The sequence below is a fragment of the Stenotrophomonas pavanii genome, from assembly GCF_900101175.1.
Taxonomy (GTDB): Bacteria; Pseudomonadota; Gammaproteobacteria; order Xanthomonadales; family Xanthomonadaceae; genus Stenotrophomonas; species Stenotrophomonas pavanii.
On sequence record NZ_FNFQ01000006.1, the window covers coordinates 59,271 to 75,146 of the forward strand.

Here is a 15,876-nt window from a genome sequence, read left to right on the forward strand (position 1 = left end):
CCGCGATCAACGCGCCGGGAGGTATTGCTGCGGGTCGACCGGCTTGCCGTTGTAGCGGATCTCGAAGTGGACCATGTCGCGGTTCGCGCCGGTGCGGCCCATCTCGGCGATCTGCTCGCCTGCCTTCACGCTCTGCCCTTCGTTCACCAGGCGCTTGCGGTTGTGGCCATAGGCCGACAGCCACTGGTCGCTGTGCTTGATGATGATCAGCTCGCCGTAGCCGACCAGGCCGGCGCCGGAGTACACCACCACACCGTTGGCGGCGGCCTTGACCGGCTGGCCGCTGGTACCGGCGATGTCCACGCCCTGCTTGGTCGCATCGCCGGCAACGTAGCGGCCGACGATGGCGCCATCGGCCGGCCAGCGCCAGGCGATATTGCTCTTCACCGGACCGGCCGGTGCCGGGGTCGGCGCAGTACTGCCAGCGCTGCTGCCACCCGGGCGCGGCGCAGTGACCACCGTGGTCGGCGCACGACCACCGCCCGCACCCGGCGGATACAGGCGGATCACCTGGCCCGGGTAGATGGTCGAAGGATTGTCCAGGCTGTTCCACGCGATCAGGTCGGCCGGCGTGATGTCATGGATGCGGGCCAGCGCATAGATGGTGTCGCCTTTGCGCACCACCACGGTCTGCCCGGGCTTGGGCACCGAGGTCTTCGGCGTGGTCACCGCACCGCCGGCACTGCCGCCGCCCGGGCGGACCACGGTGGCGGTGCCGCAGGCGGCCAGGGTGGAAACCAGCAACGCCAGCGCGCCGATGCGCACTCCCTTGCTCAGACGATCAGGACTCATGCGAACTTCGACCTCCATACAAGCCAGGCGATCAGCACCACCACCAGCGCGGTGGCAATCCAGCCCAGCGGTTCAATCCAGCGACGCAATGCCGCTTCGGCACGCGCACCACCGATACGGATCACCGCAGCCAGCACGAACACGCGCTTGCCGCGACCGATCAGCATGCTCAACAGATACTGCGGCATCGGCACGCCGACGATACCCGATGCCCACGTGAAGACCTTCATCGGGATCGGCATGAAGCCGCCCAGCACCAGGAAGGTGAACACCGCCCACGGCGATTCGGCCATCTTCGCCTGCACGGTGGTAATGCCCTGTTCGATCGCAGGCAACATGCCCAGCGCTTCGAACAGTGGCTTGATCGCCTCGAAGGCGTAATGCCCCAGCGCGTAGCCGACCAGTGCGCCGACCATCGAGCCCGCCAGGCTGAGGGTGGCGAACCACCAGCCCCGCTTGGGCTGGGCCACGCACATCGGCGCCAGCATCACCTCCGGCATCACCGGGAAGATGATGGCTTCGAAGAAACTCAACACCGTCAGGTAGGTCGGCGCGCGTTCGTGCGCCGCCCACTTCATCGCCCGCTCGTACAGCGGCCCGAAAATCTTCATGCAACCCTGCTCCGTGGATTAGTCGAGCATGCCAGACAGCAGCGGCACGAACGTGACCGGCGCCAGCACGCGTTGTTCGATGCTGCCATCGGGTTTGCGGTCCAGCTGCACCAGCGACTGCCCGCCCGGGCCACCGACCGGTGCGACCAGACGCCCGCCTTCGGCCAGCTGCCCGACCAGTTCGTCGACCAGCGCCGGCGCCGCGGCAGTGACCACGATGGCATCGAACGGACCGTGCTCGGCCCAGCCAGCGCGGCCGTCGTCATGCTTGGTGCGGATGTTCATGCCCAACGCACGGAAGCGCTTGCGCGCCTGGCGCAGCAGGTCGCCGATCCGTTCCACGGTGTAGACCTCCAGGCCCAGCGCGCCGAGGATGGCGGCCTGGTAGCCGGAACCGGTGCCGACTTCCAGCACCCGCTTCGGCGCGACCTGGAGGACCGCCTCGGTCATCCGCGCAACCACCCAGGGCTGCGAGATCGTCTGCCCGTGGCCGATCGGCAGCGCGGTGTCCTCATAGGCACGCGACGCCAGCGCTTCATCAATGAACAGATGGCGCGGCACCACGCGGATCGCATTCAAGGTGGACTCATCGGCGATGCCGGCCTCGCGCAGGCGGTCGACCAGGCGGTCACGCACGCGCTGCGAGGTCATGCCGATACCCACGGCCTCCGGCTGCAGTCGCAGGCGCGGACTCATGCCGGCTGGTCCAGCGCGGCGCTGAGGCCGCCGACCCAGCTGGCCACCTTTTCCAGGGCCTGGTAGCGGGTCAGGTCCACCTGGATCGGCGTGATCGAGATATGGCCGGTGCGCACGGCGTGGAAGTCGGTACCGGGGCCGGAGTCCTGCTCGCGGCCGGCCGGGCCGATCCAGTACACCTCGTTGCCGCGCGGATCCTTCTGCGCGATGCAGCCCTCGGCGCGGTGCCGGTTGCCGAGACGGGTGACCTCGAAGCCCTTCACCTCGCTCCACGGCAGGTCCGGCACGTTGACATTGAGGATGGTGTCGGCCGGCAGCGGATCGGCCTTGAGCCGGGTGACGATCTCCACCGCCGCGCGCGCCGCGGTTTCGTAGTGCTTCGGATCGTGGTTGCGGCTGACCAGCGACACCGCCACGGCGGGCAGTCCAAGGAAGCGACCTTCCATCGCTGCCGAGACGGTGCCGGAATAGATCACGTCGTCGCCGAGATTGGCGACATTGTTGATGCCGGACACGACAATGTCGGGCTCGAACTCAAGCAGGCCGGTCAACGCCAGATGCACGCAGTCGGTCGGTGTACCTGCCACCGAAACGGTGTAATGGTCGATGCGCTTGAGCCGGATCGGCAGGTCCAGGGTCAGCGAATTGCTGGCACCGGAGCGGTCGCGGTCGGGCGCGACCACCGTGACTTCGTGTCCAGCCTCGCGCAGCACCGAGGCAAGCATCCGGATGCCTGCGGCGTCGACGCCATCGTCATTGCTGACCAGGATTCGCATCTTCGATTTAACCGCTTGATTTTCCAAGAATTCGATTCCGTCACCGTGCAGTGTGGGCGGGACCGTCGCGCTCCCCTGCGGAAGCCGTCGACCCTGCAAGGGCATCGTCTATTGTGCCGCATGCGGGCCGCCGGTCCTACCCTGCCGGCGGTCACGACCGGCATCGAACCGTCATAGGCAGACCTGCGCCGGCGGTTTACCCTGTGCGCATGTCGCACCCTGAAGACGAAGATCCCGCCGCGCTGTTCCGTGCGGCCATCGGCGCAGTGACGCCGCTGCGCAAGGATGCCGAGCCGGCGCCTGCCGCGCCCCGGCCGAAACCACGCGCGCGGATGGCCGAACGTGACGAGGCCGAGGCAGCCGGCGAGTTCGCCCGGCTGCTGCGCGACAGTACTCCGCTGGAAGCTGGCGACGTGGCCAGCTATCGCCGCGACAACCTGCCGCCGCGCCTGTTCCAGCGCCTCAAGCGCGGCCAGTACTCGGTGCAGGACGAGCTGGACCTGCACGGTGCCACCGCCGCGCAGGCCGAAGCCCTGCTGCGCCAGTTCCTGCTCGAAGCGCATGCCCATGAGTATGGCTGCGTGCGCATCATCCATGGGAAGGGACTGCAGTCCGACGGCGGCGCGCCGGTGCTGAAGAACCTGGTCGACCGCCTGCTGCGGCTGCGCAACGACGTGCTGGCGTTCCATTCGGCGCCGACCGGCCAAGGCGGGACCGGCGCGGTACTGGTGCTGCTGGCACGGCGCTGAAAAAAGGGACGCCGTGTGTCCAGGTAGAGTCGACTGTCAGTCGACTGCTCTTCCAGCGGCAAGCGAATACCCCGCGCTGCGCGCGCAAGTCGACTGACAGTCGACTCTACCGCGCGCCCTGCTCAGGCCTGCGACGCGTCTTCGACGGGGCCGAGTTCGTGCAGTACGGCAGTGGCGTAGCAGCCCGGCGGCAGCGCGAACGAGAGTTCAAGTACATCACTGGCCAGCCACTGATGCTGCAGCAATGCCGGGCGCAGGCGCAGCGCGCGCCGTTCCTGCTTCAACCGCGCCTCTTCCAGGCCGGCCCGCAGCGCCTTCGATTCGTCGTCGTCCAGCGCGGCCAGCTCCAGCGCGCGTGCGGCATCGGCGCTGCGCAGCTCGCCCTCGCCCCACAGCGGCGCGCTGGGATGGATGTCGAAACGCGCCAGTCGCTCGGCCAGCACATCGGTGTACGGCTCGGGACCGAACACGCTGCGGCTGCCGTCGAGCATCCACACTTCACCCTGCAGCGGCTGATCCCAGTTGCCCTGCTCCACGCGCGCGGCGAGCACGCGGTTGAACAGCGCCGAACGGGCAGCCGACAGCAACAGCGAACGCTGGTCCTTGCGCATGCGGCGACCACCGAACATCGCCAGTGCCGCTGGCACGTTGCCGCCATCGCGCCCGAAGCGCTGTTCGCCGAACCAGTTCGGCAGGCCGCGTTCGGCAATCTGCTGCAGGCGTTCGCTGATTGCGGCGGCATCACCCCGCACCTCGCGCAGCACCAGCCTGAAGCGGTTGCCGGCCAGTGCGCCGCGCTGCAGCTTGCGGTTGTGCCAGGTCGCGTCGAGCACCTCGATCTCGTCGCTGGCCAAACCGGCCAGGTCCGGTGCGATGCGCTTGGGCAGGTGCACGCTGAAACGCTGGGTGGTGACCGCGTTGCGATCCTTCATGCCGGCATAGCTCACAGCCATCTCCGGCAGGCCCGCCCACGTGGCCAGCCGCTTGGCCACATGCACGGTGTTGGCACCGCGCTTGCGGATGTGCAGCAGCAGGTGCTCGCCTTCGCCGGTGGCCTCGAACGCCGGCAACTCGTCCACCTGGAAATCCTCCGGCGTGGTGCGGATGCGAGCCGACAGCAACGGCGCACCAAATGCCAACGGCAGCGGGATCATGCCGCCACCAGCAACACGACCGCCTGTGCGGCGATGCCTTCGCCACGGCCGGTGAAACCGAGCTTCTCCGACGTGGTGGCCTTGACGCTGACCGCATCCAGCGGCAGCTGCAGCAGGCCGCCGATGCGCTCGCGCATGGCCAGCGCATGCGGGCCGACCTTCGGACGCTCGCAGATCACCGTGATGTCGGTGTTGCCGACGCGCCAGCCCCGCTCGCGCAGCAGGCCGTCGCAGTGGCGCACGAAGTCACTGCTGTCGGCACCCTTCCAGCGGTCGTCACTCGGCGGGAAGTGCTGGCCGATGTCACCCAGCGCCAGCGCACCGAGCATCGCGTCGCACAGGGCATGCAGGATCACGTCGCCGTCGCTGTGCGCGAGCACGCCGCAGCTGTGCGGCACGTTTACCCCACCGAGCATGATGTGATCGCCCTCACCGAAGGCATGGACGTCGTAGCCCTGGCCGATGCGGACGGGCGGGAACGGTGCGGTGCTCATGGATGCAACCCTTGCAGCAGGGCCGCGCGGGCGGTCAGCCGGCGCGGCGGGAAAGTACGAATTCGAACCGGTCGAGATCGGCCGGAGTGGTGACCTTGAAGTTGTCCTCGCTGCCTTCCACCAGCAGCGGGCGCTGGCCCTGGCGCTCCATGGCCATGGCCTCGTCGGTGACTTCGACACCGGCGGCAGCGGCTTCGGACAGCGCGCGGCTGAGCTGGTGGCGGCGGAACAGCTGCGGCGTCAATGCACGCCACAGGCGCTCGCGCGGCTCGGTGCCATCGATGCCACCGTCGTCGCCGGCGCGCTTGAGGGTGTCGCGCACCGGTGCGGCCAGGATCGCCCCGACCGGGTCGGCACGACCGACTTCAAGCAGGCGGCCAAGGTCGGCCAGCGACAGGTTGGGCCGGGCCGCATCATGGACCAGCACGAACTCATCGGCGCGCACCGAATCCGGCAGCGCCTGCAGCCCGGCCAGCACCGAGGCGGCACGGGTTGCGCCACCGATGCAGGTCCGTACCGGCTTGCCGGCCCACTCATTCCAGCCGGGCCAGTCCGCATCGTCCTGGCCGATCACCACCATTGCCCCGGCCACGGCCGGGTGCGCCAGCAGGGCGTCCAGGGTATGGGCAAGCAGGATCTGCCCGCCCGCCTGCAGGTACTGCTTGGGCAGCGGCGCGCCGAAGCGGGTGCCGCGGCCTGCGGCCGGAACCACCACCCAGATCGCCGCGCTCATGGCACATCCGCCGGGTGTTCGCCCGCCGGCGCGTTGGCCCCTGCAGCAGGCTGCGCCGGAGCGACCGGCGCATCCTCGACCACGCGGTAGAACTTCTCGCCGGGCTTGATCATGCCCAGCTCGCTGCGCGCGCGCTCCTCGATGGCGGACTGGCCTTCCTTGAGGTCCTTCACTTCGGCAGCCAGCGCGTCGTTGCGCTGCTGCAGGCCCTCATTGTCCCGCTCCTGGTTGGCGACCTGGGCTTCGAGCATCATCACTTCGCCCGAATTGCCCGGACCGAACCAGAAGCGGTACTGCAGCCAGCCCAGCAACAGGGCCAGCACCAGCAGCATCCAGCGCCAGTCGCGCATCGGCTCAGCGCTTCAGCGAAACGAACGCGTCACGACCGGCGTAACGCGCGCCGGCGCCGAGGGCTTCCTCGATGCGCAGCAGCTGGTTGTACTTGGCCACGCGATCGCTGCGGCACAGCGAACCGGTCTTGATCTGGGTGGCGGTGGTGGCCACGGCGATGTCGGCGATGGTGGTGTCTTCGGTTTCGCCCGAGCGGTGCGAGACCACGGCGGCATAGCCGGCGCGGTCGGCCATGGCGATCGCTTCCAGGGTTTCGCTGAGCGTGCCGATCTGGTTGACCTTGATCAGGATCGCGTTGGCGGTGCCCGAATCGATGCCTTCCTGGAAGATCTTCGGGTTGGTCACGAACAGGTCGTCACCGACCAGCTGCACCTTCTTGCCGATGCGGTCGGTCAGCAGCTTCCAGCCGGCCCAGTCATTCTCGGCCAGGCCATCTTCGATCGTGATGATCGGGTACTGCGCGGCCCAGTCGGCGAGGAAGTCGACGAACTGCTCGGAGGTCAGGCGCTTGTTCTCGCCGACCAGGTTGTACTTGCCGTTCTCGAAGAACTCGCTGGAGGCCACGTCCAGGCCCAGCAGCACGTCTTCACCGGCGGTGTAGCCGGCCTTGCCGATCGCTTCGAGGATGGTGTCGAGTGCTTCGACGTTGCTGCGGAAGTCCGGCGCGAAACCGCCCTCGTCGCCCACCGCCGTGCTCAGGCCGTGGCCCTTCAGCACCGACTTCAGCGAATGGAAGATTTCGGTACCGGCACGCAGCGCTTCGGAGAACGAGGTGAAGCCGACCGGCAGCACCATGAACTCCTGGAAGTCGACGTTGTTGTCGGCATGCGCGCCGCCGTTGATGATGTTCATCATCGGCACCGGCAGCGACGGGGTCACCCCGGTCTTGGCCGCCAGGTACTGCCACAGCGCCTGCTTGTTCGACGCGGCAGCGGCGTGCGCGGCGGCCATCGAAACACCCAGCAGTGCGTTGGCGCCCAGCCGACCCTTGTTCTCGGTGCCGTCCAGATCGATCAGTCGACGGTCGAGGCCGGCCTGGTCGGTGGCTTCGAAGCCCTTCAGCGCGGCGGCAATCGTGGTGTTGACGTTGTCGACGGCCTTGCGCACGCCCTTGCCCAGGTAACGGGTCTTGTCGCCGTCACGCAGCTCGACCGCTTCCTTGGTGCCGGTCGAGGCGCCGGAGGGAACCGCGGCGCGACCGAACGATCCGTCCTCCAGGATGACTTCGGCTTCCAGCGTGGGGTTGCCACGGCTGTCGAGGATTTCACGGGCGTGGATGCTGCGGATCGTACTCATGGTCGGGCCGGTTACCTGTCTGGAGAGGGGGCGACAAAACGAATGCCGCGTGATTATCCCCGGCTGCCCGCCACTTGCCAAATGGCGCGGGCGCCGTCAGGCCAGACTGGCCCAGCAACGCGCCGCCAGCGCCGGCGCGATCAGACCCCGGGCCGATCACGCCTTGCCAGGGTCGCATTCATCAGAGCAGCCCGGAGAACAGGGCGCCGAGCCACAGCGAGAGCAGGATGATCGCCAGGCCGGCCGCCACCTTGCCACGGTTCAGGCGCCACGCCAGTCCGGCGGCAGCGATGCAGCCCACGGCCGCCACCAACTCCCCGATCAGCAGCGCGATGAAGCAGGCGCGCAGGTTGAAGCCGCTGCCACCATCACCCGGCGGGCGCACGGACGCGGCGCCGATCAGCACCAGCCCGAACATGCCCGCGGTGAACAGCACGGCCAGGCCCAGCGCGATCAGGCCCCACGGCCACTGCCTCCAGTGCCGGCGCTGACGCTGGCTTTCCAGCGCCAGCCACGGGTCACGGCTCACGCAAAGCGCGAGAAGCCGTGCTTCTTGGTGACCGCGTCGAGCTCCATCAGGGTCTCGAGCAGTGCTTCCATCTGGTCCAGCGGCCACGCATTGGGGCCATCGGACAGGGCCTTGGACGGATCCGGATGGGTCTCGGCGAACAGGCCGGAGATGCCCACTGCCACTGCAGCGCGCGCCAGCACCGGCACGTGCTCGCGCTGGCCACCGGAACTGGTGCCCTGCCCGCCCGGCAGCTGCACCGAATGGGTGGCATCGAACACCACCGGGCAACCGGTATCGCGCATCACCGCCAGCGAGCGCATGTCACTGACCAGGTTGTTGTAGCCGAAGCTGGCACCGCGCTCGCAGACCATGATCTGCTCGTTGCCGGTGGCCTTGGCCTTCTCCACGACCGGCTTCATGTCCCACGGCGCCAGGAACTGGCCCTTCTTGATGTTGACCGGCTTGCCGGCCGAGCACACCTTGCGGATGAAGTCGGTCTGGCGGACCAGGAACGCCGGGGTCTGCAGCACATCCACCACCGAGGCCACTTCGTCCATCGGGGTGTATTCGTGGACGTCGGTCAGCACCGGCACGCCGATCTGCTTCCTGACCTCGCCCAGGACCTTCAGGCCCTCTTCCATGCCCGGGCCGCGGAACGCGGTGCCCGAGGTGCGGTTGGCCTTGTCGAAGCTGGACTTGAAGATGAAGTTGACGCCGAGCTTGTCGGTGATTTCCTTCAGCTTGCCGGCGGTATCGAGCTGCAGCTGCATCGACTCGATCACGCAGGGTCCGGCGATCAGGAACAGGGGCTGGTCCAGCCCGACCTCGAATCCACACAGTTTCATGGCGTTTCCTTGTTGTCCGCGGCACCGGCCGGGCCGGTGCGCTGGGGGTTTAAGCATGCAGGATGGGGGCCGAAGCCCCCATTCACAAGTCAGGCGCGCGCTTCGGAAAGCAGCTTGCCGCCCGCCTTGCGCTCGCGCGCGGCACGGATGAAACCGATGAACAGCGGATGGCCGTCACGCGGCGTGGACAGGAATTCCGGGTGCGCCTGGCAGGCCAGGAACCACGGATGGGTATCGCGCGGCAATTCGACCACTTCCACCAGCGTGTCATCCATCGACTTGCCAGCGATCACCAGCCCCGCATCTTCCAGCTGGGTGCGGTAGCGGTTGTTGAACTCGTAGCGGTGGCGATGGCGCTCGGCGACCACGTCCTTGCCGTACAGCTCACGGGCCAGCGTGCCCGGCTTCAGGCGCTGCTCCTGCAGGCCAAGGCGCATGGTGCCGCCAAGATCGCTCTTGTCGTCACGCTTCTCGACATCGCCGCTGGCGGTGCGCCATTCGGTGATCAGGCCGATCACCGGGTTCGGCGACTGGCGGTCGTTCTCGGTACTGTTGGCGCCTTCCAGGCCGACCACGTTGCGCGCGTAATCGACGACGGCCGCCTGCATGCCGTAGCAGATGCCGAAGTACGGCACGTGCTGCTCGCGGGCGAACTTCGAGGTCAGCACCTTGCCTTCGAAACCACGGTCACCGAAGCCGCCCGGCACCAGGATGCCGTCGACATCGGCCAGTGCGGCCATGTCGGTGCCTTCCAGATCCTGTGCTTCCAGCCACTTCAGGTTGACCTTGGTGCGCTGGCGCAGGCCGCCGTGCTTCAGTGCTTCGCCGACCGACTTGTAGGCATCCTGGTGATCCACGTACTTGCCGACCACGGCGATGGTGACTTCATCCAGCGGATGCAGGGTCGCATCGACTGCGTCCTCCCACATCGACAGATCGACCGGACCGGCCTTGTCAGCCAGCTTCAGCTGGTTGACCACGATCTCGTCCAGGCCCTGCGCGTGCAGGCCCGACGGAATGCGATACAGCACGTCGACGTCCGGCACGCTGATCACCGCGCGCTCGGAGACGTTGGTGAACTGGGCGATCTTGCGGCGCTCCGAATCCGGCACGGTCTGTTCGGAGCGGCACAGCAGCACGTCCGGCTGGATGCCGATCGAGCGCAGTTCCTTCACCGAATGCTGGGTCGGCTTGGTCTTCAGCTCACCCGCGGCGCCGATGTACGGCACCAGGGTGAGGTGCATGAACAGCGCCTTCTCCGGGCCGCGCTCGGTGCGCACCTGGCGGATCGCTTCCAGGAACGGCAGCGACTCGATGTCGCCGACGGTACCGCCGATCTCGACCAGCGCGACGTCGTAGCCCTCGGTGGCCTCATCGATGCAGCGGCGGATCTCGTCGGTGATGTGCGGAATGACCTGCACGGTCGCGCCGAGGTAATCACCACGACGCTCCTTGCGGATCACGTTCTCGTAGATGCGACCGGTGGTGACCGAGTTCTTGCGGCTCAGGCGGGTACGCACGAAGCGCTCATAGTGGCCCAGGTCGAGGTCGGTCTCGGCACCGTCGTCGGTGACATAGACCTCGCCGTGCTGGAACGGACTCATCGTGCCCGGGTCCACGTTGATGTACGGGTCGAGCTTCATCATCGTGACCTTCAGGCCACGGGCTTCGAGAATGGCGGCCAGCGACGCGGCGGCAATGCCTTTGCCGAGCGAGGACACCACGCCGCCGGTTACGAAAATCAAGGGAGTCATGGCTGCAAGCATCCTGTCTGGAAATGGAAAACGGCAGCGCCACGCGCCGCCGGAGGGCGGGCATGGTGCTCAGAGGGGGTTTTCCGGTTCGCTGGAACAGCGAGGGAGTTGCGGATCCGCACGGCAAGCGCCGGACGGGGACCACCGTGCGAGGTCGGGGCGGCCGTGCCGGCCACATCGACCGTCACCTGCGACCCGCATTGCTGGCGGCCACGCTTGGCCGTGCCAGCCCATTCGCAAAGGGTGGACACGCACTTACTCCCGGAAAGCCATAGTTTACAGATTGATGGCCGCCAACCCAAGGGGCAGACGCCACGTTCCTCAAAAGAAACGCCCCGCTGGGCGGGGCGTTCCGGAGCGCAGCCCTTGTCGCAAGGGCGTCTGGCAGGCTGCGGGATCAGCGCTTCTTGCGCGCTTCCTCTTCCTCTTCCTGCTGCGGGGCCGGCTGGCCCTGCGCCTTCATTTCGGCATTGGCCTGGGCACGGCGCTTGGCCTTGGCGTCGGCCTCGGCCTGCGCCTTGTCGGCCTGGTCACCCTGCTGGGGGGCCGGCTGGCCGGCGTTCTGCGCCACCACCAGCGGCACTGCAACGGCGGCAGCGGCCAGGATCGCAATGGTCAGCAACTTCTTCATGGAGTCCTCCTCGCGGTATGGCTGGGATGTGCGGGCGCCGGCGTTCAGAATCCAGCGGCTGTCATTTTACCCCCTCCCCGCCATCGAGGCTGAACCGCAGGCGTGCAAAATCGCCGTCCAGACCGCACACTTGCGCGTCGCTCCGCGCTTTAGAACATAGATGAACGCCCGCTATAACGCCGCCGATATTGAAGTCCTGTCCGGCCTTGACCCGGTCAAGCGCCGTCCCGGCATGTACACCGACACCGCGCGCCCGAACCACCTGGCGCAGGAAGTGATCGACAACTCGGTGGACGAGGCCCTCGCCGGCCACGCCCGCTCGATCGAGATCACCCTGTACAAGGACGGCAGCGTGGAGGTCAGCGATGACGGCCGCGGCATGCCGGTGGACATCCATCCGGAAGAGAAGATCCCCGGCGTCGAGCTGATCCTCACCCGCCTGCATGCCGGCGGCAAGTTCAGCAACAACAACTACACCTTCTCCGGCGGCCTGCACGGCGTCGGCGTCAGCGTGGTCAACGCGCTGTCGACCCTGGTGGAGGTGCACATCAAGCGCGAAGGCGCCGAGCACCGCATCACCTTCCGCAACGGCGATCGCGCCACGCCGCTTGAAGTGGTCGGCAGCGTCGGCAAGAAGAACACCGGTACCCGCGTGCGCTTCTGGCCGGACCCGAAGTACTTCGATACGCCGAAGTTCGCGGTGCGCGCGTTGAAGCACCTGCTGCGCGCCAAGGCCGTGCTGTGCCCGGGCCTGACCGTGAAGCTGACCGACGAAGCCACCGGTGAAGTCGATACCTGGTACTACGAGGACGGCCTGCGCGATTACCTGAAGCTGGAACTGGGCGAACGCGAATCGCTGCCGGCCGACCTGTTTGTCGGCAACCTCAAGAAGGACACCGAGGTGGTGGACTGGGCCGTGGCGTGGCTGCCGGAAGGCGAGCTGGTGCAGGAAAGCTACGTCAACCTGATCCCCACCGCCCAGCATGGCACCCATGTCAACGGCCTGCGTACCGGCCTGACCGAGGCGCTGCGCGAGTTCTGCGACTTCCGCAACCTGCTGCCGCGCGGCGTCAAGCTGGCCCCGGAGGACGTGTGGGACCGCGTGTCGTTCGTGCTGTCGCTGAAGATGACCGACCCGCAGTTCAGCGGCCAGACCAAGGAACGCCTGTCCTCGCGCCAGGCGGCCGGCTTTGTCGAGGGCGCCGCCCACGACGCCTTCAGCCTGCTGCTGAACCAGAACGTGGAACTGGGCGAGAAGATCGCGCAGATCGCCATCGAGCGCGCCAGTGCACGCCTGAAGACCGAGAAGCTGGTCGTCCGCAAGAAGGTCACCCAGGGCCCGGCCCTGCCCGGCAAGCTGGCTGACTGCATCAGCCAGGACCTGTCCCGCACCGAGCTGTTCCTGGTCGAGGGTGACTCGGCAGGTGGCAGTGCCAAGCAGGCGCGCGACAAGGACTTCCAGGCGATCCTGCCGCTGCGCGGCAAGATCCTCAATACCTGGGAAGTCTCGTCCAACAGCGTGCTGGCCTCGGAAGAAGTGCACAACCTGGCCGTGGCCATCGGCTGCGACCCGGGCAAGGACGACATCACCGGCCTGCGCTACGGCAAGGTGGTGATCCTGGCCGACGCGGACTCCGACGGCCTGCACATCGCAACCCTGCTGACCGCGCTGTTCCTGAAGCACTTCCCGGCGCTGGTCGATGCCGGCCACGTGTTCGTGGCGATGCCGCCGCTGTTCCGCATCGATGTGGGCAAGCAGGTGTTCTACGCCCTGGACGAGGAAGAAAAGCGTTCGATGCTGGACAAGATCGAGCGCGAGAAGATCAAGGGCGCGGTCAACGTCACCCGCTTCAAGGGCCTGGGCGAGATGAACCCGAACCAGCTGCGCGAGTCGACCATCCACCCGGATACGCGCCGCCTGGTGCAGCTGACGGTGGACGATGGCGAACAGACCCGCTCGCTGATGGACATGCTGCTGGCCAAGAAGCGTGCCTCCGACCGCAAGGGCTGGCTGGAGTCGAAGGGCGACCTCGCCTCCCTGGAAGTCTGATACCGGCGTGGGGTCGGATCCGTTTCCTGACAGGAAACGGCTCTGACCCGGTTGCCCGGTAGTGCCGGCCGCTGGCCGGCAACCTCGACGGCCGGCCAGCGGCCGGCACTACCGGTTCATGCGCCCTTGGCATTACGCCCCCATCGGCAAACCCGGCAGCGCCATAATGCGCGTCCACCCGTGTGGACCATCGTATTGGCCAGCCACTCGCTGCTGTTCCCCGGCCTGCCGCTGCACAGTGCACGGCTGGTCCTGAGCCCGATCCGCCGTGACGACGCCGCCGCGCTGTTCACGCTGCAGTCCAACCCCGACGTGATGCGCTGGTGGAACCATCCGGCCTGGACACGCCAGGCCGAAGCACGCGCGCAGATCGACGATGATCTGGCCGCCCAAGCCATCGGCAGCCAGCTGAAGCTGGCGGTGCGTGAATCGCTGGAGGGTCCGCTGCTGGGCATCTGCGTGGTGTTCGCGGTGGACCGCGATGCAGCGCGCGCCGAGATCGGCTACCTGCTGTCGCCTGATCGGCAGGGACAGGGCTACATGCACGAGGCCCTGCAACAGGTGCTGGCCTACCTGTTCCGCACCCTGCACCTGCATCGGGTGGAAGCCGAGATCGATCCGCGCAATGCGCCATCCGCGCACGTGCTCGAACGCCTCGGCTTCCATCGCGAAGGCGTGCTGCGCCAGCGCTGGCGGATCCAGGGAGAACTGGCCGACTCGGCCGTCTATGGCCTGCTGGCCGATGACGAAGCGGCCGCCACCCTGCCGGCTTGACCCAATCTGGCCAGTCGTGGCCGCAACGCCACGCCATGCCTTTGGACACATACGGCATGGGCTGCCACCGGCCTAGCATCGGAATCCCCTTCCGCTGCCGATCCGGTGCCATGAAGTCCCTGCTGCTCACTGCCGCGCTCTGCGTCGGCCTGCTCGTCGCCCCTGCCAGCGTGCTGGCGGCGCCCGACGCCGACCCCAAGCCCGACCCGAAAGACGAGAAGACCGAAGCGCCTGCGCTGCCCGCCGATGCCTCGGCCCGCCAGAGCATGCGCCTGGCAGGCCGCACGCTCGACTACACCGCCACCGTCGGCACCCTGCCGGTGCGCGATGCCAAGGGCAAGGTGATCGCCGATGTGGTGTTCACCGCCTATACGATGCCGGGCAAGGACCGGCCGGTGACCTTCGCGCTCAACGGCGGTCCCGGCGCGTCGTCGGTGTACCTCAACATGGGCGCGATCGGACCCAAGGTGGTGACCTTCGGCTCCGAGGGTGACAGCGCGTCGGCGCCGGCGACCCTGCACGACAACCCGGGTACCTGGCTGGACTTCACCGATCTGGTGTTCATCGATCCGGTCGGCACCGGCTTCAGCCGCGCGCGCATTGGCGACGAGGAAGCGAAAAAGCAGCTGTACAACCCTGCCGCCGACATCGAATACCTGTCGCGCTCGATCTACGACTGGCTGCTGCGCAACCAGCGCATGGCATCGCGCAAGTACCTGACCGGCGAGAGCTACGGTGGCTACCGTGGCCCGCGCATCACCCACTTCCTGCAGACCCGGCTGGGCGTGGCGATGAACGGCCTGGTGCTGGTTTCGCCCTACCTGAGCCCGACCCTGGAAGACAACGCCGACGTCTCGCCGATGGCGTGGATGCAGACGCTGCCGTCGATCGCTGCCGCGCACCTGGAGCGCCAGGGCAGGTTGACCGATGCGGCGATGCGTGAGGTGGTGGAGTACACCCGTGGCGACTACGCCACCGCATTGATGAAGGGCCGCAGCGATCCGCAGGCAACCGAGGCGATGCTGCGCCGGGTGACCGAGCTGACCGGGCTGGACCCGCAGTTCGTGCGCCGTGCCGGTGGCCGCCTGGAAACGCAGGCCTACCTGCGCGAGGTGTTCCGCGACAAGGGCACGCTGGGCAGCCGCTACGACTCCAACGTGACCGCGTTCGACCCATTCCCGAATGATCCGGAACAGCGCGCCAACGATCCGCTACTGGACAGCATCATCGCGCCGACCACCACGGCGATGGTCGACTTCGTGACACGCGTGGTCGGCTGGAAAGTAGATGCGCGCTACCAGGCGCTGAACTACGACGTGAACCGGCTGTGGGACCGCAATGGCGAACTGCGCCAGGGCGCGGTGACCCAGCTGCGCCAGGCAGTGGCGATCGACCCGCACCTGCAGGTGCTGATCGTGCATGGCTGGAACGACCTGTCGTGCCCGTTCATGGGATCGATCCTGACCGTGGACCAGATGCCGACGATGGGCAGCAATCCGGACCGGGTGCAGGTGCGCAGCTATCCGGGCGGGCACATGTTCTACAGCCGTGCCGACAGCCAGGCGGCGTTCCGCAAGGATGTGCAGGCCCTGTTCCAACGGAATTGAGGGGTTCGGCCGGGCCTGTGGCCCGGCACCCGCTGACAGCAACGGCAAGATC

At 67.4% G+C, this 15,876-nt stretch carries 17 protein-coding genes; 4 read left to right on the top strand and 13 right to left on the bottom strand.

All coding sequences use genetic code 11. The features are described 5' to 3' along the window. Window positions 1–6: 6 nt before the first annotated feature. From BLS66_RS11520 to surE, 4 genes are read right to left on the bottom strand one after another with little or no spacing between them, the layout of a single operon-like run. Window positions 7–792 carry a peptidoglycan DD-metalloendopeptidase family protein gene (locus tag BLS66_RS11520; RefSeq protein WP_049464679.1) on the bottom strand — a complete coding sequence of 262 codons (786 nt, stop codon included), beginning with the start codon at window positions 790–792 and terminating at the stop codon, window positions 7–9. Next, entirely contained in the window at window positions 789–1,403 is a 615-nt protein-coding gene (locus tag BLS66_RS11525) for a YqaA family protein (protein ID WP_014036746.1), read from the bottom strand. Before BLS66_RS11525 ends, BLS66_RS11520 begins: the two co-directional genes overlap by 4 nt. Before the next feature lie 18 nt (window positions 1,404–1,421). Continuing rightward, window positions 1,422–2,099, bottom strand: a complete 678-nt coding sequence (locus BLS66_RS11530) for a protein-L-isoaspartate(D-aspartate) O-methyltransferase (protein ID WP_053507014.1) — start codon at window positions 2,097–2,099, stop codon at window positions 1,422–1,424. After that, window positions 2,096–2,875, bottom strand: coding sequence for a 5'/3'-nucleotidase SurE (surE, locus tag BLS66_RS11535; protein ID WP_049464682.1), 780 nt, complete (start codon window positions 2,873–2,875; stop codon window positions 2,096–2,098). The genes BLS66_RS11530 and surE overlap by 4 nt, the downstream gene beginning before the upstream one ends. Window positions 2,876–3,084: 209 nt before the next feature. Here surE and BLS66_RS11540 point away from each other — a divergent pair, with 209 nt between their 5' ends. Beyond that, entirely contained in the window at window positions 3,085–3,624 is a 540-nt protein-coding gene (locus tag BLS66_RS11540) for a Smr/MutS family protein (protein WP_049464684.1), read from the top strand. A 122-nt stretch (window positions 3,625–3,746) separates the two neighbouring features. Here BLS66_RS11540 and truD read toward each other — a convergent pair whose 3' ends face one another. The 9 genes from truD to BLS66_RS11585 all read right to left on the bottom strand — a co-directional run bounded on the left by truD (window position 3,747) and on the right by BLS66_RS11585 (window position 11,393). Beyond that, the gene (gene truD / locus BLS66_RS11545) at window positions 3,747–4,778 is read right to left on the bottom strand and encodes a tRNA pseudouridine(13) synthase TruD (RefSeq protein ID WP_049464685.1); all 1,032 of its coding nucleotides are present in this window, start codon (window positions 4,776–4,778) and stop codon (window positions 3,747–3,749) included. Beyond that, entirely contained in the window at window positions 4,775–5,272 is a 498-nt protein-coding gene (ispF, locus tag BLS66_RS11550; protein ID WP_049464687.1) for a 2-C-methyl-D-erythritol 2,4-cyclodiphosphate synthase, read from the bottom strand. Before ispF ends, truD begins: the two co-directional genes overlap by 4 nt. A 34-nt stretch (window positions 5,273–5,306) precedes the next feature. Next, window positions 5,307–6,005, bottom strand: coding sequence for a 2-C-methyl-D-erythritol 4-phosphate cytidylyltransferase (gene ispD, locus BLS66_RS11555; RefSeq protein WP_074725914.1), 699 nt, complete (start codon window positions 6,003–6,005; stop codon window positions 5,307–5,309). Beyond that, window positions 6,002–6,355 carry a cell division protein FtsB gene (gene ftsB / locus BLS66_RS11560; RefSeq protein WP_053506901.1) on the bottom strand — a complete coding sequence of 118 codons (354 nt, stop codon included), beginning with the start codon at window positions 6,353–6,355 and terminating at the stop codon, window positions 6,002–6,004. The genes ispD and ftsB overlap by 4 nt, the downstream gene beginning before the upstream one ends. Window positions 6,356–6,359: 4 nt before the next feature. Then, on the bottom strand, window positions 6,360–7,652 hold the full coding sequence (gene eno, locus BLS66_RS11565) for a phosphopyruvate hydratase (RefSeq protein WP_053442798.1): 1,293 nt from the start codon (window positions 7,650–7,652) through the stop codon (window positions 6,360–6,362). A 181-nt stretch (window positions 7,653–7,833) separates the two neighbouring features. Next, window positions 7,834–8,181, bottom strand: a complete 348-nt coding sequence (locus BLS66_RS11570; RefSeq protein WP_074725915.1) for a hypothetical protein — start codon at window positions 8,179–8,181, stop codon at window positions 7,834–7,836. Next, window positions 8,178–9,008 (bottom strand): 3-deoxy-8-phosphooctulonate synthase, encoded by an 831-nt coding sequence (gene kdsA, locus BLS66_RS11575; RefSeq protein ID WP_053463431.1) that lies wholly within the window; start codon window positions 9,006–9,008, stop codon window positions 8,178–8,180. Before kdsA ends, BLS66_RS11570 begins: the two co-directional genes overlap by 4 nt. A gap of 89 nt (window positions 9,009–9,097) precedes the next feature. Continuing rightward, window positions 9,098–10,762, bottom strand: a complete 1,665-nt coding sequence (gene pyrG / locus BLS66_RS11580) for a CTP synthase (RefSeq protein WP_053506902.1) — start codon at window positions 10,760–10,762, stop codon at window positions 9,098–9,100. 397 nt (window positions 10,763–11,159) lie between these two features. Next, window positions 11,160–11,393 (bottom strand): hypothetical protein, encoded by a 234-nt coding sequence (locus BLS66_RS11585; protein WP_005416022.1) that lies wholly within the window; start codon window positions 11,391–11,393, stop codon window positions 11,160–11,162. Between the two features lie 160 nt (window positions 11,394–11,553). On the opposite strand from BLS66_RS11585, the gene parE reads away from it, so the two are divergent. The 3 genes from parE (at window position 11,554) to BLS66_RS11600 (ending at window position 15,824) form a co-directional block, all read left to right on the top strand. Further along, complete coding sequence (gene parE, locus BLS66_RS11590) at window positions 11,554–13,443, top strand: DNA topoisomerase IV subunit B (RefSeq protein ID WP_049464702.1); 1,890 nt, start codon at window positions 11,554–11,556, stop codon at window positions 13,441–13,443. A 195-nt stretch (window positions 13,444–13,638) separates the two neighbouring features. Next, window positions 13,639–14,217: a GNAT family N-acetyltransferase gene (locus BLS66_RS11595; RefSeq protein WP_049464706.1), complete on the top strand. Its 579-nt coding sequence runs from the start codon at window positions 13,639–13,641 to the stop codon at window positions 14,215–14,217. 110 nt (window positions 14,218–14,327) lie between these two features. Continuing rightward, entirely contained in the window at window positions 14,328–15,824 is a 1,497-nt protein-coding gene (locus tag BLS66_RS11600; protein ID WP_074725916.1) for a S10 family peptidase, read from the top strand. Window positions 15,825–15,876 lie beyond the last annotated feature (52 nt).